The organism is Pseudomonas sp. A-B-19 (genome assembly GCF_019947515.1).
Lineage (GTDB): Bacteria > Pseudomonadota > Gammaproteobacteria > Pseudomonadales > Pseudomonadaceae > Aquipseudomonas.
Genome location: NZ_JAGYGN010000005.1, coordinates 34809 through 57987 on the forward strand (window position 1 = coordinate 34809; position 23179 = coordinate 57987).

Annotated in this window: 22 protein-coding genes; 4 read left to right on the forward strand and 18 right to left on the reverse strand. The window is 52.0% G+C overall.

Annotated elements, in window-relative coordinates; translation table 11 throughout:
- Positions 1 to 5: 5 nt before the first annotated feature.
- The 15 genes from KGA81_RS07320 to KGA81_RS07390 all read right to left on the reverse strand — a co-directional run bounded on the left by KGA81_RS07320 (position 6) and on the right by KGA81_RS07390 (position 14851).
- Positions 6 to 1127, reverse strand: coding sequence for a Re/Si-specific NAD(P)(+) transhydrogenase subunit alpha (locus KGA81_RS07320; RefSeq protein WP_223507678.1), 1122 nt, complete (start codon positions 1125 to 1127; stop codon positions 6 to 8).
- A 53-nt stretch (positions 1128 to 1180) separates the two neighbouring features.
- The gene (locus KGA81_RS07325; protein WP_223507677.1) at positions 1181 to 2242 is read right to left on the reverse strand and encodes a Gfo/Idh/MocA family protein; all 1062 of its coding nucleotides are present in this window, start codon (positions 2240 to 2242) and stop codon (positions 1181 to 1183) included.
- Between the two features lie 84 nt (positions 2243 to 2326).
- Positions 2327 to 3304 (reverse strand): Gfo/Idh/MocA family protein, encoded by a 978-nt coding sequence (locus tag KGA81_RS07330; RefSeq protein WP_223507676.1) that lies wholly within the window; start codon positions 3302 to 3304, stop codon positions 2327 to 2329.
- A gap of 91 nt (positions 3305 to 3395) precedes the next feature.
- Positions 3396 to 4559, reverse strand: coding sequence for a Gfo/Idh/MocA family protein (locus KGA81_RS07335; protein WP_223507675.1), 1164 nt, complete (start codon positions 4557 to 4559; stop codon positions 3396 to 3398).
- A 135-nt stretch (positions 4560 to 4694) separates the two neighbouring features.
- The gene (locus KGA81_RS07340) at positions 4695 to 6416 is read right to left on the reverse strand and encodes an acetyl/propionyl/methylcrotonyl-CoA carboxylase subunit alpha (protein ID WP_223545223.1); all 1722 of its coding nucleotides are present in this window, start codon (positions 6414 to 6416) and stop codon (positions 4695 to 4697) included.
- The gene (locus KGA81_RS07345; RefSeq protein WP_223507673.1) at positions 6413 to 8011 is read right to left on the reverse strand and encodes an urea amidolyase family protein; all 1599 of its coding nucleotides are present in this window, start codon (positions 8009 to 8011) and stop codon (positions 6413 to 6415) included. The genes KGA81_RS07340 and KGA81_RS07345 overlap by 4 nt, the downstream gene beginning before the upstream one ends.
- On the reverse strand, positions 8004 to 8789 hold the full coding sequence (locus KGA81_RS07350) for a LamB/YcsF family protein (protein WP_223507672.1): 786 nt from the start codon (positions 8787 to 8789) through the stop codon (positions 8004 to 8006). The genes KGA81_RS07345 and KGA81_RS07350 overlap by 8 nt, the downstream gene beginning before the upstream one ends.
- Before the next feature lie 48 nt (positions 8790 to 8837).
- Entirely contained in the window at positions 8838 to 9128 is a 291-nt protein-coding gene (locus KGA81_RS07355; RefSeq protein ID WP_223507671.1) for a putative quinol monooxygenase, read from the reverse strand.
- A 30-nt stretch (positions 9129 to 9158) separates the two neighbouring features.
- Positions 9159 to 9608: an OsmC family protein gene (locus tag KGA81_RS07360; protein ID WP_223507670.1), complete on the reverse strand. Its 450-nt coding sequence runs from the start codon at positions 9606 to 9608 to the stop codon at positions 9159 to 9161.
- Positions 9609 to 9634: 26 nt separating this feature from the next.
- The gene (locus tag KGA81_RS07365) at positions 9635 to 10438 is read right to left on the reverse strand and encodes a putative hydro-lyase (RefSeq protein WP_223507669.1); all 804 of its coding nucleotides are present in this window, start codon (positions 10436 to 10438) and stop codon (positions 9635 to 9637) included.
- 32 nt (positions 10439 to 10470) lie between these two features.
- Positions 10471 to 10884 (reverse strand): GlcG/HbpS family heme-binding protein, encoded by a 414-nt coding sequence (locus KGA81_RS07370; RefSeq protein WP_223507668.1) that lies wholly within the window; start codon positions 10882 to 10884, stop codon positions 10471 to 10473.
- A gap of 15 nt (positions 10885 to 10899) precedes the next feature.
- Positions 10900 to 11655 carry an SDR family NAD(P)-dependent oxidoreductase gene (locus KGA81_RS07375; protein ID WP_223507667.1) on the reverse strand — a complete coding sequence of 252 codons (756 nt, stop codon included), beginning with the start codon at positions 11653 to 11655 and terminating at the stop codon, positions 10900 to 10902.
- Between the two features lie 72 nt (positions 11656 to 11727).
- Positions 11728 to 12849, reverse strand: coding sequence for an acetoin dehydrogenase dihydrolipoyllysine-residue acetyltransferase subunit (locus KGA81_RS07380; protein ID WP_223507666.1), 1122 nt, complete (start codon positions 12847 to 12849; stop codon positions 11728 to 11730).
- 5 nt (positions 12850 to 12854) lie between these two features.
- Positions 12855 to 13862: an alpha-ketoacid dehydrogenase subunit beta gene (locus KGA81_RS07385; RefSeq protein WP_223507665.1), complete on the reverse strand. Its 1008-nt coding sequence runs from the start codon at positions 13860 to 13862 to the stop codon at positions 12855 to 12857.
- Positions 13863 to 13873: 11 nt separating this feature from the next.
- Positions 13874 to 14851, reverse strand: a complete 978-nt coding sequence (locus tag KGA81_RS07390; RefSeq protein ID WP_223507664.1) for a thiamine pyrophosphate-dependent dehydrogenase E1 component subunit alpha — start codon at positions 14849 to 14851, stop codon at positions 13874 to 13876.
- A 358-nt stretch (positions 14852 to 15209) separates the two neighbouring features.
- Here KGA81_RS07390 and KGA81_RS07395 point away from each other — a divergent pair, with 358 nt between their 5' ends.
- Positions 15210 to 16103: a LysR family transcriptional regulator gene (locus KGA81_RS07395; RefSeq protein WP_223507663.1), complete on the forward strand. Its 894-nt coding sequence runs from the start codon at positions 15210 to 15212 to the stop codon at positions 16101 to 16103.
- Positions 16104 to 16743: 640 nt separating this feature from the next.
- Here KGA81_RS07395 and KGA81_RS07400 read toward each other — a convergent pair.
- Positions 16744 to 18210, reverse strand: a complete 1467-nt coding sequence (locus tag KGA81_RS07400; RefSeq protein ID WP_223507662.1) for an APC family permease — start codon at positions 18208 to 18210, stop codon at positions 16744 to 16746.
- A gap of 335 nt (positions 18211 to 18545) precedes the next feature.
- Complete coding sequence (locus tag KGA81_RS07405; protein WP_223507661.1) at positions 18546 to 19481, reverse strand: LysR family transcriptional regulator; 936 nt, start codon at positions 19479 to 19481, stop codon at positions 18546 to 18548.
- 132 nt (positions 19482 to 19613) lie between these two features.
- Here KGA81_RS07405 and KGA81_RS07410 point away from each other — a divergent pair, with 132 nt between their 5' ends.
- The 3 genes from KGA81_RS07410 to KGA81_RS07420 are packed head-to-tail and all read left to right on the forward strand — an operon-like array spanning position 19614 to position 22195.
- Entirely contained in the window at positions 19614 to 20618 is a 1005-nt protein-coding gene (locus KGA81_RS07410) for a threonine/serine dehydratase (protein WP_223545224.1), read from the forward strand.
- A gap of 39 nt (positions 20619 to 20657) precedes the next feature.
- On the forward strand, positions 20658 to 21728 hold the full coding sequence (locus tag KGA81_RS07415) for a glutamate cyclase domain-containing protein (RefSeq protein WP_223507659.1): 1071 nt from the start codon (positions 20658 to 20660) through the stop codon (positions 21726 to 21728).
- Positions 21725 to 22195 carry a RidA family protein gene (locus KGA81_RS07420; RefSeq protein ID WP_223545225.1) on the forward strand — a complete coding sequence of 157 codons (471 nt, stop codon included), beginning with the start codon at positions 21725 to 21727 and terminating at the stop codon, positions 22193 to 22195. The genes KGA81_RS07415 and KGA81_RS07420 overlap by 4 nt, the downstream gene beginning before the upstream one ends.
- 48 nt (positions 22196 to 22243) lie before the next feature.
- Here the strand turns inward: KGA81_RS07420 and KGA81_RS07425 are convergent, their stop codons facing one another.
- Positions 22244 to 23146 carry a LysR family transcriptional regulator gene (locus KGA81_RS07425; RefSeq protein WP_223545226.1) on the reverse strand — a complete coding sequence of 301 codons (903 nt, stop codon included), beginning with the start codon at positions 23144 to 23146 and terminating at the stop codon, positions 22244 to 22246.
- Positions 23147 to 23179: the final 33 nt, after the last annotated feature.

Below are 23179 nucleotides of genomic sequence, written 5' to 3' on the forward strand. Positions count from 1 at the left end.
TATCCTCAGCTGTTCTTGCGCACGATCTGGCCGTCGCGGCACATCAGGCACGCGGCGACGATATCGTCTTCAAGGTTGATCACCAATTGTCCGTCTTTGTCGAACAACAGTTTCATGAAGTCCAGCAGGTTGCGTGCATACAGAGCCGAGGCATCGGCGGCGACTGCGGCTGCCAGATTGGTCGGGCCGACGATGGTTACGCCATGTTCGACGACCACTTGATCGGCGACAGTCAGTGGGCAGTTGCCGCCTTGGGCCGCAGCCAGGTCGATGACCACTGAACCCGGCTTCATCTGTGCCACGGTTTCCGCGCTCAACAGCGTCGGCGCCTTGCGGCCCGGAATCAGTGCGGTGGTGATGACGATGTCGGCCTGCTTGGCGCGTTCGTGCACGGCCACGGCCTGACGCTGCATCCAGCTGGCCGGCATCGGGCGAGCGTAACCGCCAACACCGACGGCGCATTCACGCTCTTCATCGGTTTCGTAAGGCACGTCGACGAACTTGGCGCCGAGGGATTCGATCTGCTCCTTGACCGCGGGACGTACGTCTGAGGCTTCGATCACCGCTCCCAAACGCTTCGCTGTAGCGATGGCCTGCAGGCCAGCCACGCCGGCGCCGAGAATCAGCACGCGCGCCGCTTTCACGGTGCCCGCAGCGGTCATCAGCATCGGAATGAAGCGCGGATAGTGGTGGGCGGCCAGCAGCACAGCTTTATAGCCCGCGATGTTGGCCTGGGAAGACAGTACGTCCAGGCTCTGGGCGCGGGAGGTACGTGGCGCCGCTTCCAGGGCAAACGCAGTGATACCGCTCGCGGCCAATTTGGCGATGGTTTCATTGCTAAACGGGTTGAGCATCCCCACTACAACGGCGCCACGCTTGAACAGCATGAGCTCATCGTCGTTAGGTGCGACCACTTTGAGGACAAGGTCAGCGCCAAAGGCATCGCTAGCCTCCCCCACACTGGCACCAACGGCCTCATAAGAGCTGTCCGAGATACTGGCGGACAAACCGCAACCTCTCTGAACAACAACTTGATGGCCAGAAGCGACAAGTTTTTTGATCGCTTCAGGTGTCGCAGCAACACGCGTTTCGCCAGCTGCAGTCTCTAATGGCACTCCGATATACAAAAAAAATACTCCCAATAATTTACTTTTCTAGACAGGTTTTTTTAGCCCAGACGTCAGTGGCTAACACCTTTTTCAATCATCCGAAGTGTGCCTTTTGATGGCCCAACACGAGGAGACTTCGGATATAGTCGCTGCGGAACTCCAGAAGCAGCCGCGCGCTCAATAGCAAACAAGACCTCAAGATCAGCAAGGCCTTCTTCACCATTTGGGCTCGGCTCTACCCCTACCTGAATACACTCAGAAAAATATGAAATCTGGCCAGCGAAATGATCGAAATGCGGAAAGCTAACAAATTCACTTTCATGTGCGTTCTTGAGTTTCATCGCCATTGATGTCTCAAATCGAAACCCTGGATCCATGCATAGAGTGCCGTGTGTTCCGACGACTCTATAGGTATCAACAGAGTAGGCTCCAAAACTACAATAAAACTGGGCCATCCGATTATCTGGAAACTTCAAAGTAACAGCTATTGAGTCATCCAAGCTTGAGAAGCGAGGATCATCTGCGCGGCGAGTACTCATCGCCGATACTTCAATAGGCTCTGCATTGAATATATGCCGCGCGGCATTCACACAATAAATACCAATATCTTGTAATGGCCCGCCCCAATGCTCGACATTCAGCCGATGATTTTCCGGATCACTTTGGAAACTAAATACTGCCGAAAAAAACAAGGGATCCCCAATGCGTCCATCGCGGACTGCATCAAGTGCTGTAATCGTACCGATATCGTGATGAAGCCGGTAACTGGTCATTAAAAATACACCTGATCTCTTTGCAGTAGAGATCATCGCATCCGCATCGGGCAGCGATGTTGCTATCGGCTTCTCAACAATGACGTGCTTTCCAGCATTCGCAGCTTGAATTGCAAAAGATGCATGAAGAGGATTTGGCAGAGCGATGTAAACTGCATCAATCAGATCGCTTTCGACCAACTCTTCGTATCCCTCATAATCGAATACGTGAGGAATATCATATTTTCGAGCCAACTCGCTTGCACGTTCAGGGCTACCTGAAACCAACGCCGTTATCTTCGAATTACCAGTAAGATTTACAGCGGGAATAAAAGCAGTTTGCGAAATCCAACCTGCCCCTACGACGGCGTATCGAATCACCTTGACCACCTCTAACTAATTATTGTCTTATGGTCAGACATGGCTAATTAAAGCCAACAAAATTGATGTGCTTCTTCGACTAAATCAAGAATAGAACTCAGGCCGCTCAGCAACGCTCAGCTTAATAGTCTCGTCAGCACTTACCGACGCAACAATCCGTTCAGCTACAGCAGTAGTTACATAACCATCCCATGCGGATGCGCCATGATTTTTTCTACCCGATATCACGGTATCCACCCAGGCTCGCGACTGTGCTTTGTAAGCTGCCCTGAACCTTGGAATCCAATTACTCGGTACAAATGAAGATTGGGTTCCCATTTTATTAAGCAACGTCGATGCAAATGGTGGAAGAGCTAACGTCCCTTCACTCCCTACTAACTCGGCCTGTACCTGGTAGCCGAATTTGCAGTTCATGAATAACTCCGTTGACACGATAGATCCGTTAGCCATACGGGCTACAATCATCATCGGATCCCCCTTGTCAGAGGACACGACCCTCACCGAGTCAAGCTCACTTCCCAGCACCCAGCGAGCAACATCTATTTCGTGAACGAACGCGTTTGTCACGAGCATCTCGCCCGTCATCCACTCAGGCGCCACTGGATTGCGGTGAATGTTGTGAAGGATCTCTGGTGCGCCAATCACGCCTTCATCAAAGTTGGTTTTCAAATCCATATACCCTGGATCGAAACGGCGCATATAACCCACCTGCACCAGGCTTTTGCCTTTCTTAATTTCGGCGTCGACAATTATTAGCGCCTCTGCGCTTTTCATTGCCAAGGGCTTTTCACAAAGAACAGGTTTCCCTGCTTCGATACAAGCCAATACGAGTTCAAAATGCGTGGAATCAGGAGATGCGATCACAACAGCATCGACATCATACGAGTGAATTAACTCCAATGGGTCTTTGAAGACACGTCCTTTTCCCACGATATTTCGTGCCCGAGCCTCATCGTAATCGCAAACAGCAGTCAGAGTGCTGCGCGGTGTGTCCAGCGATAGAATTCTACCGTGCTCGGAGCCCATGACTCCTGCACCAATCAAACCTATAGAAACGCTCATCTCCTAGTCCCCCAGAAACATCAACATGGATATTTTTCGGATGACAGCAAGCAGGCGCGGTTTACGCGCCCACCTCGGAATGCGTCGAAGGTTACTTAGACGGCTGCTCGATGTTTTCCCACTCACCACTCACGCCGGAGTTCAAAATCGCGTCAGCAATACGCTCAATTTGAAGCCCATCGTTGAAGTTTGGCGATGCCGGGGTCTTTTCAGCGATTGCCTTCAAGAAGTTGTACCATTCGATCGATTTAATATCGATGTAACCTTGCCCCATACCAGCAACAGGCCAAAGTTTGTCACCGAACGGCTGATGAGGGCCGGAGTAGATGGTACGGAAGCCAAATGTATCTTTAGGATCATCGGCGAACGCAACACGAAGCTCGTTCAGACGCTGGTAATCGAATGCAATCGAACCCTTGGTACCGTAGATTTCGAAGCCAAGCTGGTTGTGATGACCCCAAGCATTACGAGTTACCTCTATAGTGCCATACACACCATTGGTGAACTTGATCATGGTAAGTGCGGCGTCATCCACATCGACCTTGCCACGCTCAGAGGAAGCTTGTCCTGCTGGGCCAAAGAAACGACCCTCGGGCAGCGGACGCTCGTTAATAAAGGTCTTCACAATGGAGTTCACCGAGGAGAACTCACCTACCAACAGACGCGCGGCATCAATAACGTGAGTACCGATATCACCCAGCGTACCTGAGCCAGCTTTGGCCTTGTTGAAACGCCAGGACAGTGGGAGCTCTGGATCAGCGCCCCAGTCTTGCAGATAGTAGCCACGGAAATTCAGGATGTCGCCGATACGACCTTCATCAATCAGACGCTTGGCCATCTGAACTGCCGGGGTATGACGATAGTTGTAGGATACCATGGTGATTACGCCGGTTTTTTCGGCAGCTGCCTGCATTTTCTCGGCATCTTCGACAGTCATGGCCATTGGTTTTTCGCACATGACATGCTTGCCCGCCAGCGCTGCGGCGATGGCGATCTCGGCGTGAGAGTCGTTCGGGGTACAGATATCGATGATATCGATATCCGGGCGATTAACTACATCGCGCCAGTCCGTAGCGTATTCAGAGAATCCATATCGCTTTGCTGCGTTTTGTGCCAGCTCCTCATCGATATCTACAATCACCTTTCGTTCAATTTCTACCGGCGCACCGAAAAGAATTGGAACGACTGCAGTAGCAATGGAGTGGGCTTTGCCCATGAAGCCAGTCCCGATCAGCGCGACATTGTATTTTTTCACGATCCATACTCCGTTGGGCCGACGTGTGCGTCGTAGCCCTGCTTCAGATTAAACAACTCCAGAATTCAGGAAGCCCAAATACTGGTTCTCCAGCGTAGGGACGCATCAATGAAACACGCCCCTCTGAAACTGAGCTCAGGCATCAAGCGGGGTAATCTTTGCGATTTCCTGCCCTAGCGATACCAGTGCGCCCACACTTGCGGACAATTTGATTGTTCCGCTGAGTCGAGCAACTACTTTGGTCTCCATTTTCATTGCTTCAACCAATGCAACTGCGTCACCCGCCTGCACGATTGCCCCCTCCTCCACCAGCCATTGCTGCAGTGTTCCGGGAATAGGCGCCTCTATTGAGGCAGAGTCACCCACCTCTTGCGAACCTTGGACAGACTGTTGAGGCGAATTACCCGCAAACAATCCGGGAGGTAGACCAAGCTCATGCCGCTTACCGTCGATCTCGATGAAACAGCGAATAAGGTTACTTTCCGCTGGCTCCACCCGACTTGCAGGTGTGACACCCTTGAACTCGGTTTCGATCCACGTTGTATAAACGCCGAATTTTTCGGTGCCATTGAACGCTGGCTCATCAATCACCGCACGGTGGAACGGCAATACCGAGGCGACACCGGCAATCTCAAACTCCGCCAGTGCACGGCGTGCCCGATTGATTGCCTCCTCACGCGTATCACCTGAAACGATCAGCTTAGCCATCAAGGAGTCGTAGAGACCTGGAATCATTGACCCTGATTCCACACCAGTGTCGAGTCGAACACCGGGGCCGGAGGGTGCACGGAATTTCTCTATGCGACCTGGCGTAGGTAGGAAGCCACGACCTGGATCTTCAGCATTGATTCGGAACTCGAAAGCATGCCCACGGACAATGGGTGTTTGAGTGAATGAGAGCGCAAGCCCATCTGCTATTCGCAACTGCTCTACAACAATATCCACCCCAGTAGTGACCTCAGTCACAGGATGTTCTACTTGGAGCCGTGTATTGACTTCCAGGAAGGAGATTGTCCCGTTCTGCGAGAGTAGAAACTCTACGGTGCCAGCTCCGACATATCCCGCATGAGCACAAATAGCTCGTGCGGAATCATGAATCGACTGGCGTTGCTCTGAAGTGATAAACGGGGCAGGTGCCTCTTCGACTAGCTTTTGATTGCGCCGTTGTAGAGAACAGTCTCGAGTTCCCAAAACAACCGTATTGCCGTGGGTATCGGCGAGCACCTGGGCCTCAATATGCCTCGGCTGATCTAGGAACTGCTCGGCATAACACTCACCTCGACCAAAAGCCTCAGTGGCTTCTCGCACAGCTGAGTCAAAGAGTTGGCCTACCTCTTCGAGGTTTCGCGCGACCTTCATCCCGCGACCACCGCCACCAAAAGCGGCTTTGATCGCAAGCGGGAGTCCAACTTCTTTGGCGAACTCTACCGCCTCGCGAGCGTTGGCCAGTGGGCCTGGTGTGCCCTTAACCAACGGAGCACCAACAGCTTGAGCAATCCGGCGAGCTTCAACCTTATCCCCCAAAGCATTGATAACGTCAGGCGATGGCCCTACCCAAGCGATGCCGGCATCTATAACTGCCTGAGCAAACTCTGCTCGTTCGGAAAGGAATCCGTATCCAGGGTGGATAGCATCAGCGCCGGCCTTGATGGCGATATCTACAATTTTCTGAATATTGAGATATGTGTCTGCGGGACGCCCGGGGCCAAGGCCATATGCCTCATCTGCAAGCTCCACATGGAGCGACTCGGCATCAACGTCGGAGTAAATCGCAACAGATTTGACTCCGTAATCACGTGCGGCTCGGATGACTCGAATGGCGATCTCGCCACGATTAGCAATGAGTAGCTTCTTCATCGATCAAATTCCTTAACCTGCGGATCGAAATTGGCAATCAGGTTGAAACGGACTCGCACACCGATTGGAAGCTGTGCTGCCAGGGACAAATGATGATTAGCGACGACCGCAATTACTGGATATCCACCAGTGATCGGGTGATCTGCCAAGAACAGTACGGGTTGACCATTGCGTGGTACCTGAATCGAGCCTCGAGATGTCCCCTCAGATGGCAGCTCTTCTACGTTATCGCGTTCGAGCCCAGTCAACCCATGAAGCCGAACACCTACCCGGCTGGATTCGGGCGTAACTGTCCATGACTGCTCGACAAATGTACGAATCGCTTCCGGTGTGAACCAATCCGTCCGCGGCCCCAAAATCACATCCAGTACAACCGTATCTGAGCCCTTTGGGAGTAATGGAGTGGCGAGGGGATGAGCATTAACAGCAGAGCATGAACCGTGACGGGGAACTATCACATCACCGGTTTTGATCGGCGCCGGGCCAATCTTTGCCAGCGTGTCCGTAGACGATGAACCCAAGACCTCGGGGACTTCATAGCCACCGCGCAATGCGAGATAGGTGCGCACACCAGTAGGAGGTGCTCCCAAGTTAAGGGATTCACCTGCATCCAACGCGAAAGGCATTTCATTGGATATCAGTAGACTGCGTCCATCTACAGTAAGGATCGTAATTGGGGCTGGTGCACCTGCAATAGCAAGCGTAATTGGCACATCAGTCCGAAGTGAGAAACCTCCGTATGTAACCTCAATCGCAGCTGTAGCAGGAGGGTTGCCTACCAAGCTATTGGCATCTCGCAACGCCTCTTGGTCTGCAGCACCTGACTGGGACACACCCTGGTGGGCATTGCCTGGCCGTCCAAGATCTTGAAAAAGCGCTGGGCGATCGGAAGCCAGAACCTTGAGTCCCAACCTGTCCGTGTTTTTTGCCACGTCGCATGTTTCATTCGACAGTACGGGGGAACCCTCAGCCTCCGTTATTGCTCTGAACCTAACACGATCCCCAGGACTGAACAGAGCGGCTCGCTCGCGGTTTACATCCCACATTGGGACGTTGGTAGTACCGAGCAGTTGCCATCCACCAGGAGTATCCGAGGGGTAGATGCCACAGAACCGACCCGCCAGTGCGACAGATCCTGCTGGAATTCGTGTACGTGGACTATCGCGGCGAGGGACTTCAAACGCCGGATCGTCACAAGTCATGTAGGCGAAACCAGGAGCGAAGCCTGTGAACGCCACAGTGAAGGTGGCCTCGGAGTGCCGCTGAATAACTTTGTCTACCGTCCATCCCAAGTATTCGGCAACGTATGAGAGATCCTCTCCGTCATATCGCACAGGGATTTCGACTAGCGCACCAGACCGCTCAACCAAGTCTTTCAGAGTGACGGTAGAAATGGCCTCGTAAAGATCCCGTGGTAATGCGACCAGCGGGTCGTAAGTCACTAACAACGTACGAGCGCCAGGTACAATCTCGACGATCCCTGGAATAAGGGCGCTCGCAAGAGCCTCGAACAATTGGATCGTAGTATCGAGATCATCCAAATCAATGATGAATCGATTACTTCCCGCAGGCAGGAACTGAAGTGTCTTAGCCATTGTTCGCCACCTCTTTGCACTGAGTGAAGCTGCGGAGCTGAACGCTGTTGGAAACAAAAATATCCTTCAGGACTCGAGCAGTTTCGACCGCTGCCGGGTTATCGCCATGAACACAGATTGAGCTTGCTTCTACTGGCACGAGACTCCCGTCGATAGCTTCAATCAAACCCTCACGAACCCAGCGGAGCATTCGCTGTGCAATGAGTGTTGGATCGTGCAGCACGGCTCCTGCACGGCGTCGATTAACCAATGAACCATCAGGGTTGTAAGCCCTATCTGCAAATGCCTCACAAACGACATGGAGCCCCTCCTCGCGTGCCTGCTTTACAATAGGGGCTCCAGCCAGCGCGAGAAGGGTTAACTGAGGGTCGACCGCCTTGATCGCCGCAATGACATCAGCGCCCTGCCTGTGATCCTTGGCAATGGTGTTATACAAAGCACCATGCGGTTTTACATAGCTGATGCGAGTACCTGCAGCCACAGCTAACCCTTGAAGCGCACCGATCTGATAGATGACATCACCAATCAACTCTGCGCTTGAAGGTTCCATTGACCTTCGACCAAACCCCACCAGATCTCGATAGCCAACGTGAGCGCCAATCGCCACACCTCGAGCAACTGCCTCTTTCAACACCGCGAAGATCCCCGCGGGGTCTCCCGCATGGAAGCCACACGCAATATTGGCGCTGGTGACGATGTCCAACATCGAAGCGTCGTCACCCATTTTCCATGCGCCGAAGCTTTCACCGAGGTCGCTATTGAGGTCGATACTTACCATAACCCAACACACTCATTGTTGATCACGTTGACGAACTTTCTGAGCTACTTACAAAAGCTTGTACTTCGCCATGGTCGTAGACTTCACGAGATGACCGTATTTCTCACCGAATGCCTTCATGTTGTCAGTGCTGCCATGCAGCTCAAGCGACTTTTCATCGTCCCAAATTTCGTAGAACAAAAATTCTCCTGAGTTCTCTTCCGAGACATGCAAATCGTACTTAACGAAGCCAGGCTCAGTCTTTGCGTAACTAACCAGCTCCAACAAGGCCTTCTGGAGCTCTGCTTCCTTACCTGGCTGAGCATGAGTCACCGCAACAACAAACAGTTTATTTTTCATTTACTTCACCTTCTCGTTGACGTTTGTAAATCAAGCAATCTCAATAGCGACTTCAGTTTTAATTGAGTTTGCAATAAAGCAGCCTTTATGAGCGCGATGATGCAGTCGCTGAAGCGTTTGGTGATCTGGCTGTTTGGTTGATGAAAATTCCACTCTCGGGCGTAATACTATTTGAGAGATCCAAAATCCACCTTCCCCACGTTTGGTAACGAAACCTTTCGCAGAGTCGCTATAGCGACTAACTGTGTAACCTTGCCCTTCACAAATCGCCAAAAAATAAAGCATATGGCAGCTAGCAAGTGCACTCACCAACAACTGCTCTGGATCTGCTTTCTCAGGCGACCCCATATAGTCCGCGGCGGCAGAAGCAGGAATGGTGATCTCATCACCGATATGCACCTCTAAGTCGCGACTGTAGGTATCCGCCTTATCGCGATGCTCCGCGGTGACCCATACAACCTCAGCATTATGCTCTGACATATATCACCGCTTTAAAAAATTACTGATTAAGCAACAGAAAGATTAGGCACATCCGCAGGAAGATCCGTCACAAGCATGTAACCTGGCTCATGAGTAATCGCGATATCAACTCCTGCTTGCTTAATCGCCATTTGAGGTGTGACTCCACATGCCCAGAATCCAAAGATGTCCCCATCTCGGTAGACAGGTTCGTCGCCAAAGTTAGGCTTGTCTATGTTTTCGATGCCGATCTGAGCAGGGTCACCGATATGAACAGGAGCACCATGAGCAAGTGGAAACTGATTGGACAACACAATCGCGTCAATTGCATCCTTTGGCCGGAACGCCCTCATCGATACGACCATGGAGCCCTTGAATGGGCCAAACTCCTTGGTTGGCAGATTAGTGACATACATGGGAACATTGCGATTAGCAGTAATGTGCTGAATTTCAATACCCGCGTTCAGAATAGCGTTCTCAAATGAGAATGAGCATCCCAAAGCAAACGTTACAAAATCGTCGCGCCAGACATCAAGCAAGCTATCTACAGTTTCGGTGTGGACACCATTCCGATAGATTCGATAACGAGCTACATCAGTTCGTATATCAATTTGTCCAGCTAGTGGTAGACCTGGGTCACCTGGTTTTCCCATAGCAACGAGCGGGCAACTTTTTGGATTCAGGTCGCAGAAGATTTTGAAATCATCAGCAAATCGCTTCGGCAGAATCATAAGGTTAGCCTGCATGAAACCGTCAGCAAATCCGCTGGTCGGTACACGCAAGCTTCCATTGCGAATCATCTGCCTTACTTCGGCAGCAGATTTCGCTTGCATTTCTTTGATCGGATCCATGATGGGATTCCTACCGTTATATTATGAAGTGCTTACTTCGTTTGAAGTACGGCAACCATGGCAGTCGCAATGGCCACATCAGCTTCTTCTGGCCCACCTGAAACGCCAACGCCGCCTACTACATTGCCATCTACTGTCACTGGAAGACCGCCACCAAAAACCACAAATGGCCGCGCACATGAGCGCTCAATACCGTACAGTTCTTGCCCTGGCTGAGAGAGCGACATCCAAGTGCCGGATGGCTGTCGCAAAGCGGCCGCGGTATACGCCTTGTTATTGGCGATCTCAATCGTCCCGAACGCAGCATCGTCTACACGAACGAAGCCAATCAGATGACCACCAACATCAACGATTGAAAGCGATGACCGTTGATCCAACTCTTTAGCTTTCTGAACCCCTGCTTGAAGAGCGGCCATGGCCACTTCATGAGTAATCAGTGCAGTCATTTCAAAGCTCCAGTGTCAGTTGTAAACGCCACCGCAAACGTTAATTGCTTGTGCGGTCACGTAAGAAGACTCGTCCGATGCCAGGTATACAAAAAGCGGCGCAACTTCATCAGGCGTAGCTTCGCGCCCTAGCGGAATCGAGGATTTGACCAGTGACTCCTGCTTCTCCTTACCACCAATAAAGTCAATGACCGGATCATTGAAAGGTGTGTTGATCCACCCCGGGCATACGGCGTTAACACGCACGCCATCCTTTGCAAGCTCAATGGCTAACGTATTGGTGAGTCCGATCACTGCGGATTTGGATGAGGAATAGCAAGAAAGTCCAGGTGCTCCTCGTTTGCCGGCAAGCGAAGACATCAAAACAACGGAGGACTTCTTAGCTTCCCGAAGGTATTTTAGTGCCTCCCGAATAAAGATAAAGTTGGCTCTAACGTTAATGGAGTAGACTTTATCCCACGCCTCAGTTGTGAACTCTTCAAGGCGCCCAGAAAGTTGAATTCCCGCATTCAGACAGAGAGTATTTATCCCACCCATCCATCCAGACACTTCATTGACCACATCACGAATTTGGGACTCGTTGCTCAGATCTGCGCGAAAAAACTTAACTACTCCATGGAAGCGCTTTTCCACCTGCGCACCGCGCTCAGCGTCAATATCGATCACCGCCACCTTGGCGCCTTCTTCAACAAAAGCCTCCAAGATAGATAACCCGATATTAGCTACGCCACCCGTTAAAAGAACGAGTTTACCCGTCAAGCGATTGGCCATAACAACCTCGCAAACTTCAAAATCTTCTGGTATTCATCAGCATGCAAGTTACATGCTGATGACCACATATAACTAAAGAGACTTACTGATATTATCCAAAACAATGGAGTTAACTTCTGAAGAAGCCTCCATTTGTGGCATATGACCAGCATCTTCAATTACGCTAAACTTCGCATTGGAAGGAATTTGCGAACCATCTGGCAGTGGAACGATCTTGTCTTTACCACCCCAAATCAATGCAACTGGGCCAGCGAAGTTCGCGAGAGTTTCCGTAATCGAATGTCGCTGCCCGTCGCCGTCAACAATTGTATCCCTGATCGCTGCAAGCGCTTCCGGCACACCCTCAAGCCGCTTGAAGCGGAGGGTGCCCTCAATCATGTCGTTGCTTATTTTCGAAGGATCGGCCAGCAGACGCTCCAACACATCCTTCAACGGCTTACGACGCTCTGCAGTGATGAAGTCATCCAAGAACTCCTTATTGATGACCTTGCCGAGGCCAACAGGAGCGATCAGTGTTATCGAGGCAACCCGTTCAGGCTGATGCGCAGCGATTGCTGCAGCTACAGCGCCGCCAAATGAATGAGCTACCAAATGCAACTTGCCAGGAGCGGAAATCTCAAGTGCCCGCTCAATCGAGGCCACCAGGCTTGGGAATACATCGCTCCCCTGAGTCGGCGAAGAGGCGCCATGACCTGGTAGGTCTACCGCGACAACTCGATGCTTTTGGGCGAAGGCGTCCTGGTTAAAGAGCCAGGTCGAGACATCCCCACCAAAACCGTGCAGCAATACCACATTGCTATCCGACTCAGCCCCTAGCGTGAGGACATTAACCACTGCCCCATTACCCACATCGACCGTTTTGATCGATGCTGCATTTGAATCCTCTTCCTCTTCTGCGCCACTCGCACCAGCGAAAGAAGCAATAAATGCATCAATGTCCTCATCGCTCGCGGACGCATCCGCGATTACGCCAACCAGAGCTCCAACCGGTGCAGTCTCACCGGCCTCTACGACGATACGGCGTAGAATGCCACTCGCCGCCGACTCAACCGCATTGGTAGTCTTGGTAGATTCAACTTCGATGATTTCCTGGCCACGCGAGACCTCGTCACCTTCGGCAACCAGCCAATCGCTAACGATCCCCTCGGTCATAGTCATCCCCCATTTGGGGATCGTTACAGCTTCAATCGACATACCTCTTACCTCTCAATGATCGACTTGACCGCCTTGATGACCGCGTCCGCATTCGGCACATAAAGGTCTTCAAGATTGGGTGCGTAGGGAACTGGCGTATGTGGCGCAGTAACCATTTTGATAGGCGCACGAAGCGAGTCGAAGCATTTATCAGCGAGCATTGCGGAAATGTCAGCTGCCATACCACAGCGGGGAGTGGCTTCGTCAACAATGACGACTCGACCGATCTCCTCTGCGAACTCGATCAGCGTGTCTTCATCGAGAGGCGAAGTGGTACGAGGATCAATCACACACGCAGAAATGCCATCCGACTGAAGTTTCCGAGCAGCTTCTTCAGCAATTTTAACCATTCGACCGATGGCAACGATCATCACATCCTTACCATCGCGTACGACCTTGGCTTCACCGAACGGCACAGTGTACGAACCGTCGGGTACTTCACCCATGGTGTCGTACAGCATCTTGTTCTCCAGGAAAATGACAGGGTCATCATCACGCATAGCCTGAAGCAACAAGCCTTTAGCGTCGTAAGGGTTCGACGGTATAACAACTTTCAGCCCTGGGAAGTGCGTGAAAATCGGGTAGAACGCCTGGGTATGCTGTGCTGCAGAGCGAGTACCAGCGCCGTAGGTAGCACGGATCACCAACGGAGTTCGGGCGCGACCGCCGAACATATATCGGAACTTCGCGATCTGGTTGACGATTTGGTCTAGACAAACGCCAGCGAAGTCCACAAACATCAGTTCCGCGACGGGGCGCATACCTGTCAGAGCGGCGCCTGCCGCAGCGCCGATGAAAGCAGTTTCACTGATCGGGGTATCGCGAATTCGTTCGGGGCCGAACTCACCAAGCAGACCACGCGTCACGCCGAAGGCGCCACCCCAGGCATCCTTGACACCATTGCCACCAGCACCACCAGTCAGGTCTTCACCCATCATGATCACACGCGGGTCGCGAGCCATTTCCAGGCGGAGAGCATCGTTCAACGCCTGACGGAAAGAAATTTTAGCCATTGAAGCGCTCCTTACTGATACTTCACGTAGACGTCAGTGGTGAGTGCAGATGCCGGTGGGAATTCGGAGTTACGAGCGAATTTCACAGCCTCATCGACAGCAGCGATTACCTCAGCATCAATTGCCTCAAGCGCAGAACCTTTAACAAGATCCTCAACAGAAACTTTGTTGCGGAACTTGATTAAGCAATCTTGTTCCTGACGCATGATTTTCTTTTCTTCAGGAGTGCGGTAAGTATCCGGATCTCCACTGTAGTGGCCGTAGTATCGAGGAACATGGACATGAAGTAGCGACGGCCCGCCACCTGCACGTGCTCGCTCGATGGCTTCACCGGCGGCGGTATAGACCTTGAACACGTCTGTTCCATCAACCTCTGCAGATGGAATGTCGTACCCCTCAGCACGGCGCACGAAGCTACCGGCCGAGACGAACTCGTTCGCTGTAGCCTCACCAAATCCGTTGTCTTCAATAACGAAAATGATGGGAAGCATCCAGATCTTAGCCAGGTTGAGACTTTCGGCCATCGCGCCTTCGTTCATGGCCCCGTCACCAGCAAAAGCGATAGCTACGCGGTCGGTCTTCCTCAGTTTCGCGCTGAGTGCCGCTCCGCAGGTAATTGGCGCACCGCCAGCAACAATACCGTTAGCACCCAACATTCCCTTGCGCAGATCGGCAATATGCTGAGAACCGCCCTTACCACCACAAGTACCGGTCACACGGCCAAATAACTCGGCCATCATCGCGTTGATATCACATCCTTTGGCAATACAGTGACCATGACCACGGTGAGTAGAGGAGATATAATCCTCATCCGAAAGATGCATGCAGACACCTACAGCGCTTGCCTCCTGGCCAGCATAGAGATGAGTACTGCCAGGGATATCCCCCGTACCCATCTCAGTCGCAATACGCTCTTCGAAACAACGGATGGTTTGCATAGTTCTGTATGCTTCGAGCAGTCGCTCGTGGGGCAAATGCAGCGAGAACATTCCACTTCTCCTCATTTGAATACTTGGTTACTTATATTTCTTCTAGTTTGGCAGCTGCCGGAAATGTCCTTGAAACGCTCCTCAATCAGACGCATGAGGATTGATACGAGCAAGCTTCCGGCCACCTGCCTGTTGATATCAATCGTCGCTCGGATGACTGATAACGTCCAATTGCGATTATGGATTGCCTCAGATAACGTGCACCTATCACACGCCCCTCAAGGGCAAAGCGTGCTAGAAGCTCCGCATAGGTAGACACTCCCCTGTCATTTTGCTGTAACGTGTCTACCCCGGCACCTGCAGGCCAGCCGATAGGCGCGCGAGCAGACCAGGCGACTCAGCAAACAAGAGGCCAGCCATGATTGATCTAAGAAGCCTACAAACCTTCCATGCAGTCGCACTGCTTGGCGGTTTCCACAAGGCAGCAGAGAAATTGCACACCTCACAGCCAGCCGTCTCAGCTCGTATTGCACAGCTGGAACAGCAGCTGAAGGGGCGCCTATTTGAACGAGATAAACGCGGTTGCTACCTGACGACGCAAGGGCGTGAGCTACTCAACTATGCGGAACGCATGCTTGCTCTTGAGACAGAGATGGTAGAAGCGGTCGCTGGGAGGAAGGGCTTAAGTGGCACCGTGAGCCTGGGCGCATCAGATACGATCGTCCACACTTGGCTATCTGACCTTCTAAAGCTACTTAATCAAGAGTACCCAGAAATCACATTAGATGTTGTGGTAGACAGTACCGCCAACATGACTGCTGGACTGACAGATTGCACACTGGATATTGCACTGCTCATGGGGCCGGTTAATGCCGGCAATGCGGAAAACCTCCCACTCTGCAGCTATCCGATAAGCTGGATAAAATCTCCTGATCTAGAAATTACCAGCGACCCTCCAAGTCTGCTCGAGTTGGCCGCATATCCGATCATCACGTTTGCGAGGAATACTCGCCCCTATTGGCAGCTCAAAGAGATGTTTGCACGCGAAGGAGTCCATAAAGCGAGGCTATTCTCGAACTCCTCTCTTTCTTCGATCGTCCGTATGGCCGTTGATGGCATAGGCATCGCTGCGATCCCTGAACATGTTGTGCTTGAAGAAATTGCTAGCGGAAAGCTGCACGTTATTGAGACCCCCTACGAGATGCCTGTGATGTCCTTCACAGCGAGTTTCACCGAACGCGCCGACATGCCCCTGAACCGGATCGTTGCCCAGCTTGCACAAAAGGTGGCAGCTGCTTACTGGCGGGTATAAAGGCTCATCACGAGCTGCCGATAAAGACGCTCTTGATCCGCATGAAAAAGAAGTCGCTATACCGGTAACAGTACGCCATAAGCTTGATGGCGTTTATCCGACCGTTATTACCTTCCAGCCATCCGTGTGGATCGGCCAGCGAACCCGACTGCCAATGTCCCCCCAGCAGTCCTTTAGCCATTTGGCAAATTGAATCCGGGCAGGTATTCACCTTCATGAGCGGGGCGCAGCCATTGCAACCCGACCTCAAAAGGTGTTCGGTGTCCACTGCGTCTTGAGCTCGATTTTCATCAAGTACGCTGTCATCAACGAGTGGTTGGCTGACAGCAAACTCTCAAGGGAAACTGATGCTTTTGTATTCTAGGAGCTTTGAATTGTGCAGCAACAAGCATCGCGCCCGCTTGACGACTCTTCGAATGGGCCTGTCATGACGTAGTAATGGGCCTTCGGCGGAATGCTCATCACTAGCCGTAGGGCTCGCCGTATTAGTCACCAAATGGCCAAACAAACCGGCCGACTCACTTGCATGCAAGCCATAACGAAAAATGCTCCGCATCTTTCGATACGGAGCATTTTCTTAGGGCACCGCGCAGCTCGCTAAGTTTTCACACAGGCTGCTGAGGCTCCGTTTTTACTACTATCAAGGGTGACTACGACCCAATCTTTCATAAACTGCTGGCCGATTGCGCTTGAAGTATTGAGCAAGCGCCATCCCCGCAAATAGAACACCAACCAAGCAATACAACAACCAGGTGCGCTCCCCAGGCTCCCCTCCTACCAACAGTTCGAAGTGATAGGCAACTAGACCCACTAGACCGATGAAAAATACCGAAGAGATTGCTGGTGCCAAAAACGCTTTTGCGAAACTGATACCTTCGTACCGACCTTTACGCAGGTACCAAGTCAGGGAGGACAGGTTGACCACTGTCATCAAAATGATGACACCCGACGTTCCCACACCAGAAAGTTGGCCATAGAGCAGCTCGGGCTTTGCTCCAATCACGATGAATGGAAACAGTACCAGGAGCACCATAGTGGAGACTGCCATTGAAGAAGCGAACGGCGATCCGTGCTTAACGTGGATGCGGCTTAGCGGTTTAGGCAGCGCACCATCCGTCCCCAGGTTGAAGAGATATCGAGCCAGAACGTTGTGAGTCGACAGAGCAGAAGCGAAAGCCGATGAGAGAACAAGGACAGTGATGATCATCTGAAGCCGAGGGTCGATGAATCTACCAAAGGCATTTGAAAACATCGTGGCCGGGGAGTCGGTTGCAACAGCCTGAGCGCTTGGGCCATAGGCCATAATCAATGCATAAACGCAGATGGTATACATGGCTCCGATGAACAGGATGGAACCATAGGTTGCACGAGGGATCGTTGTATCAGGATCCTTAAGCTCGTCACGATAAAGAGCTGTCGCCTCAAAGCCCATGAAGAACGAAACAACAAATAGCATGGAAAATGGAATATTGACGCCTTCCTTCGTAAGTTCACTTGGTGAGAATGGAGTCATTGCAGCCAGTGTAGTATCACCGCCTACCTGCAGCACACCAAATGAGAACCCCAAACACACTACAATTTCTGCCAACATCACCCACAACAACACCTTGGCTGATAACTCAACATGGAAATAGCCAAGAATACCGACCACCGCCCAACAACTTAACGCGTACGCATACCAAGGGAATGCTGAGCCCGTCAGACTCGTCTGAAGTTCAGCACATGAAACGCCAAAGTAGGAAGTGACGCCAGCGAGCAACACAAAATATGATACTGCCGCAGTCAAACCGGCACCAAGCCCTGCCGACTTACCCAGACCATAACTAATAAATGAATAAAAATCTCCAGATCTCTTCACAGCATTATTCAACGTGACGTAGCCAATACCAAACAGCAACATCATCACCGAAACAAAAACGAAAAGTAGTGGACTACCCACTCCGCCAAACATTAAAGATACAGGGATATATCCAGCCACTGTAGTCAGTGGCGCCGAGAACGCCAAGACCGTCATCGCCAGGCTTAACGAACCCATATTCCCTGATAATTTTTTTTGGGAGGTAGCAGGCTCGCTGATGCTCTCAGCAGCCCCGATATTTATAGCCATTTCCTTTCTCCTGCGAAATAGTGGGCGAACAACCTTCGTAATAGACAGTAAAAAAGTTATTACTAGCGGCCATACGCCACAGCCTTTTGTTATTTTGGGATACTCGGCTTAGTGCACACAACTCGTTATTGGCCACAGCAAATTCGTAAAAAATTTTGTGATCCAATCAACATTCAACCTCCTGTTGAGCGTGCTCATCGCGCTGTGGTTCATCGTCGCGCTGCCTAACGATAACGTCCAATTTTCATTAACGATTTCGACTGATAAGCAGATTTTATCAGCCAACAGGAATGTAGCTATCAACCTTAGGTGAGCATGCCATTTTCGCTCTTAACTCAGCGATCATAAATGTTCGCCACATCCTCGTCACAGGTGCCTCCAGCCATGTTGGCGGCGACCTCTGAAGCTAGGCCTACCATCCTAAGCGTGGCAGGAGAGGCGTTTTTCATGTGCCAGCTGTACACGACCATGGGTGGAGGCGGTGTGACTGGCAGGATCTCAAGTTCGCCGCGCCCAAGCTCCTCGGCAACCAACAATGCTGGGATAACCCCGATTCCGATGCCATTGCGGATTAGCGCGATCAAGGCGGATATGGAGGGCGTGCTGGAAAGCTGAATTTCTGTTGGATTGATCCCGTACTTAAATGCCATACGCTGGACGGTGCGAGTGGCTTCATCGTGCGGAGCGGTGTTACTCATGGGCGTCAAGATTTGGTAGGAAAATATCGACGACTCGTCCCTCATCTCTTTAATCAGTCCAGTCTTCGCCACCCAGTGCGTGCCTAGCGAGATCATTTTTTCTGAGATTGCATGGGGATTTTGTGGCTGACGATCCAGGGAGAACACTAGATCAATCTCTCCCCTATTGAGCTGCTCCAACAAATCGACTGTAAGCCCAACTACCCAGCTGACCGAGATTTTTTTGAATTCGGACTCAATACGCTTTACTAGCCCTGGCAGCAACGTATAAACCGCTGCTTCAATCAGTCCGATTCTAACTACCCCTCCAACCTCGTTTGCTTCTAACGCCGCAGCTCTAAACTCATTCAGTGCTGAAATAGCTGCTTCTGCATAAGGAAGTAGACGTCGACCTACATCCGTCAAAACCAACACCTTGTGATCAGAAGTGAATAGTTCTACACCAAGTTGTTCCTCAAGACTCTTAACGCGCATAGACAAAGCTGAAGGGGTTGCATGCAAACGATCCGCCAGTTTCCTCAAATGCGGCATATGAGCAAGCTCAACAAAAGTCTCTAACAGCTTAATGTTCACTTTCCCGCCTCCAGCACTTGTTCAATTTTGCTTAACAGGAACACTTAGTATTTCTGAGTTTACAGAATTATTAGCCTGTTCATACACTCGATGCAGAGTTAACGGAAATGCCATCAACACTTGGAAACCAATATGTCCAATATCGAAAAAGGCACACGACCAGTCCCTCCTACACTCAAAGACATCCAGGAGGCAGCTCATCGCATCAAGGACTTCGCAATCCGCACCCCGCTCATGGAAAACCAGGAGCTCAACGAGATTGTTGGTGGCCGTCTGATTTTCAAACCTGAAGTTTTGCAACGAACGGCATCCTTTAAGTTTCGTGGTGCTTGCAATCGACTGCTTCAGCTGTCTCCAGAACAAAAACGCGCTGGAGTCGTAGCCTTTTCGTCAGGGAATCACGCGCTTGCAACTTCTGCAGTAGCTCGGATTCTGGGAATACCCGCCACCATCATCATGCCGGCAGACGCCCCTCAAGCCAAGGTAAAGGGTGCAAGAGCCAACGGCGCGAAAGTCATTCTCTACGATCGTCAGAAAGACGACCGTGAGGCAATCGGTGCAGAAATCGCTAATCGTACCGGAGCAACGATGGTTCCTCCTTACGATGATCCCTACGTCATCGCTGGGCAAGGTACCGTCGGCTTGGAGATCATGGAAGACCTCTCCGCAATGGGAGTCGAAGCCGACAGCCTCATTGCCGCCTGTAGCGGTGGGGGCCTTATTGCCGGTCTAGCAACTGCAGTTCGCGCGAAGAGTGAGCGGACTCAGGTCTATGCGGTTGAACCTCAAGGCTTCGATGAACTCGCTCGTTCTCTTGCGAGCGGAAAGCGCGAGCGTAACGCCCCTGAGGCCAAATCCATCTGTGATGCATTGCAGGTAGTTACACCAGGTGAGCTGACGTTTGACATCAACCACCGACTTCTGGCTGGCAGCCTCGTTGTTAGTGACGACGAGGTTCGCAAAGCAATGCGGGTCGCCTACGACAGACTGAAATTGGTGCTAGAGCCAGGCGGTGCTGTTGGCTTGGCAGCAGTGCTTGAGCAACGCATTCAAACACGCGATCGGACGACTGTGATTGTCCTGAGTGGCGGCAATGTCGATCCCGAGCTCTACGCCGAAATCCTGACCGCCCAGTAATGCCAATGTCCTCTCTAACCGCGAAAGGGATTAGAAGAAATGTTAAAGCCTGAAAGTGCACGCTATCAGCGAGTGTCACAGACCATCGATGAATTCATGAAGATCGACTTCACAGGCGTCGGTCTGATTTCGAACCTGTATGCCGCGCTGCAGAAAAACCAACCTGGTTATTGCTGCATGGGTGCTGCAGAACGCTTGGTGGAGGCTGCACGCTCTAAGCCAAATCAGCCGATCGTTATTGCTACGGGCTTCCCCGAAGGTGGCGGTGTTCCCGAGACTGATGGCCCCATTGGCGCAGCTCTCCTTGCCCGAGCGTTGTTTCTGGGTCTCGGTGTAATGACCGTGATTGTGATCGACGAAGATTGGGTCGAGATGATGGAGGCCACATGTCGAGGCGCGGGGCTGGCCCCACGACTGCTGCCGGCCTCCGGAAAGGCCGAGGCTATTGAGTATCTACGCCCGATCTATATCAAACCGGTTTCGAAGGAGAAAAACGCCTGCCATCGAGCTGCGGATGACCTGCTAGACATTACGCAACCTTCCCTGCTGCTTTCGATCGAGCGTCCTGGCTGTAACTCGAACGGCCTTTACCACGGCCTCGGTGGCCGACCATTGGATGGCATGGTTGGTGACCTTGATTACTTGTTCAACAAGGCGAAATCTCGCGGAATCATGACGCTTGGCATTGGAGACGGTGGCAATGAACTGGGCATGGGCGTAATCGCCAAGGAACTCCCGACCTTCTCACCAAAAGCTGTGGATTGCGGAACCCCGGGACGTGGCGGTGTAGGCGCTGTCACAGCAGCAGACTGGCTCGTGATCTCGAACATCTCCAACTGGGGCGCTACGGGTATCGTGGCAGCGCTTTCGGCTCTTCTCGAGAACCCATTTGTTTTCCATGAGCCAGAGATTGAAACGCGAAGCACCGAACTTTGCATTGCTCACGGTGGCGTCGATGGAATGTTCATGGGGCCTGAGCCGGCACACGACGGCATCGCCATGCGTGAGTACGAAGGAATGGTGAGATCTCTGCGCGGTAGCGTCATGCGTGCGATGGGGCACTCAATTAACTGGAAAGGCGATCAAGGCGACTGGAGGCAGATCAAATGAGTTACCGCACTTTTACCGAAGCACTTAATGAGCTGAATCTGGAATTGCCGCCTTGCAACGCTCCCCGCGGCAGTTACGTCCCAGCGGTCAAGGCCGGCGACTTACTGTTCGTTGCTGGGCAGGCGCCACGCGTAAATGGTGAGCTCAAGTTTTCCGGGCGGGTTGGTCGAGATCTGACCGTGGAGCAGGGTCGTGAAGCAGCGCAGCTTTGCGCGCTTAACATTCTGGGCCACCTAGCCCAAGCCACTGGCGACGACCCATCCAAAGTGGTGACGGCCGTGAGGTTGGCAGGCGTGGTCAATTGCGCTAAGGACTTCACCGCGCATTCTCAGGTACTCGATGCTGCCTCTGATCTCATAGCAAAAGTACTGGGAGCCTCGGGACAACACGCCCGGATTGCAACTGGTGCCTCTTCCCTACCATCGGGTATGGCCGTTGAGATCGAAGCTATCTTCCAGCTGAAGTGACAATCTGGGGCGGCTAATCACCGCCCCTTTTCACGCTGAGCTGCGCCATCACAGCCAGTAATCAGGATGCTGATAAACACCCTTCAAGTAGTCTATAAAATGCCTGACCTTCGCCGGCAGAAATCTCTGCTGAGGGTAAACCGCCTGGATGTCGTAGTCATTCAAGGCGAACTCATCCAATACCGTAACAAGCTCGCCACTCTCCAGTTCTCTGCGAATCTCCCAGATTGAACGCCAGCCAATTCCCAGCCCCTGCCTCATCCAAGAAAAAAGTAACTCACCATCGTTGCATGCCAGGTTCCCATTCACTCGCATAGCAATTTGTTTTCCATCCCTTTGGAACGTCCATCCCCGCGGCTGACCGCCCTGTAATGTGAAGGCCAGGCAGTTGTGATTTGAGAGCTCCTCCAAGGTTGTCGGCCGACCATGTTTAGCAAAATACTCAGGCGTACCGCACACCACTCTTCGGTTGGTAAATAGCTTTACGGCGACATAGTTGGGGTCGGTTACCCAGCCAATTCGAATGCTGAGGTCGTAGCCCTCCCCGACCAAATCAACAAGGCTATCCGTGAGGTTGAAAGACAGTTTTAGATTTGGAAATTTCTCATGGAAACCCAGCGCATGAGGAGCTACGTGCAGCCTTCCAAATGCAGCAGGCGCAGAGACTAGCAGGTTGCCCGAGACGAGCTTCGCGCTGTTGCTGATGCTCGCCTCCATGTCATCGAACTCCCGCACCAAATACTTTGCCCTTTCCAGCAGCTGCTCTCCCAGCTCTGTCAGATGCAGGCCTCGAGTCGACCTGTGCATGAGTTTTACCCCCAGCCGTTTCTCGAGCGAATCCAGCCTCCTTCCCAGCATCGCGGGGGTGACACCCTCGCTGAGGGACGCTGCAGCAAAACTGCCTTTCTGGGCGATCTGAATGAAGCTTTGGAGTTCTGTTAGACGCGCCATTCGATACCTTTTATATCGGCAGAAACTAATTTA

Bases quoted from the DNA above. Each gene is read 5' to 3' on its own strand.
- KGA81_RS07330 (WP_223507676.1), bottom strand. From the start codon at position 3,304: ATGAGCGTTTCTATAGGTTTGATTGGTGCAGGAGTCATGGGCTCCGAG.
- KGA81_RS07340 (WP_223545223.1), bottom strand. From the start codon at position 6,416: ATGAAGAAGCTACTCATTGCTAATCGTGGCGAGATCGCCATTCGAGTC.
- KGA81_RS07345 (WP_223507673.1), bottom strand. From the start codon at position 8,011: ATGGCTAAGACACTTCAGTTCCTGCCTGCGGGAAGTAATCGATTCATC.
- KGA81_RS07350 (WP_223507672.1), bottom strand. From the start codon at position 8,789: ATGGTAAGTATCGACCTCAATAGCGACCTCGGTGAAAGCTTCGGCGCA.
- KGA81_RS07355 (WP_223507671.1), bottom strand. From the start codon at position 9,128: ATGAAAAATAAACTGTTTGTTGTTGCGGTGACTCATGCTCAGCCAGGT.
- KGA81_RS07360 (WP_223507670.1), bottom strand. From the start codon at position 9,608: ATGTCAGAGCATAATGCTGAGGTTGTATGGGTCACCGCGGAGCATCGC.
- KGA81_RS07365 (WP_223507669.1), bottom strand. From the start codon at position 10,438: ATGGATCCGATCAAAGAAATGCAAGCGAAATCTGCTGCCGAAGTAAGG.
- KGA81_RS07370 (WP_223507668.1), bottom strand. From the start codon at position 10,884: ATGACTGCACTGATTACTCATGAAGTGGCCATGGCCGCTCTTCAAGCA.
- KGA81_RS07375 (WP_223507667.1), bottom strand. From the start codon at position 11,655: ATGGCCAATCGCTTGACGGGTAAACTCGTTCTTTTAACGGGTGGCGTA.
- KGA81_RS07380 (WP_223507666.1), bottom strand. From the start codon at position 12,849: ATGTCGATTGAAGCTGTAACGATCCCCAAATGGGGGATGACTATGACC.
- KGA81_RS07385 (WP_223507665.1), bottom strand. From the start codon at position 13,862: ATGGCTAAAATTTCTTTCCGTCAGGCGTTGAACGATGCTCTCCGCCTG.
- KGA81_RS07390 (WP_223507664.1), bottom strand. From the start codon at position 14,851: ATGTTCTCGCTGCATTTGCCCCACGAGCGACTGCTCGAAGCATACAGA.
- KGA81_RS07395 (WP_223507663.1), top strand. From the start codon at position 15,210: ATGATTGATCTAAGAAGCCTACAAACCTTCCATGCAGTCGCACTGCTT.
- KGA81_RS07400 (WP_223507662.1), bottom strand. From the start codon at position 18,210: ATGGCTATAAATATCGGGGCTGCTGAGAGCATCAGCGAGCCTGCTACC.
- KGA81_RS07410 (WP_223545224.1), top strand. From the start codon at position 19,614: ATGTCCAATATCGAAAAAGGCACACGACCAGTCCCTCCTACACTCAAA.
- KGA81_RS07415 (WP_223507659.1), top strand. From the start codon at position 20,658: ATGTTAAAGCCTGAAAGTGCACGCTATCAGCGAGTGTCACAGACCATC.
- KGA81_RS07420 (WP_223545225.1), top strand. From the start codon at position 21,725: ATGAGTTACCGCACTTTTACCGAAGCACTTAATGAGCTGAATCTGGAA.
- KGA81_RS07425 (WP_223545226.1), bottom strand. From the start codon at position 23,146: ATGGCGCGTCTAACAGAACTCCAAAGCTTCATTCAGATCGCCCAGAAA.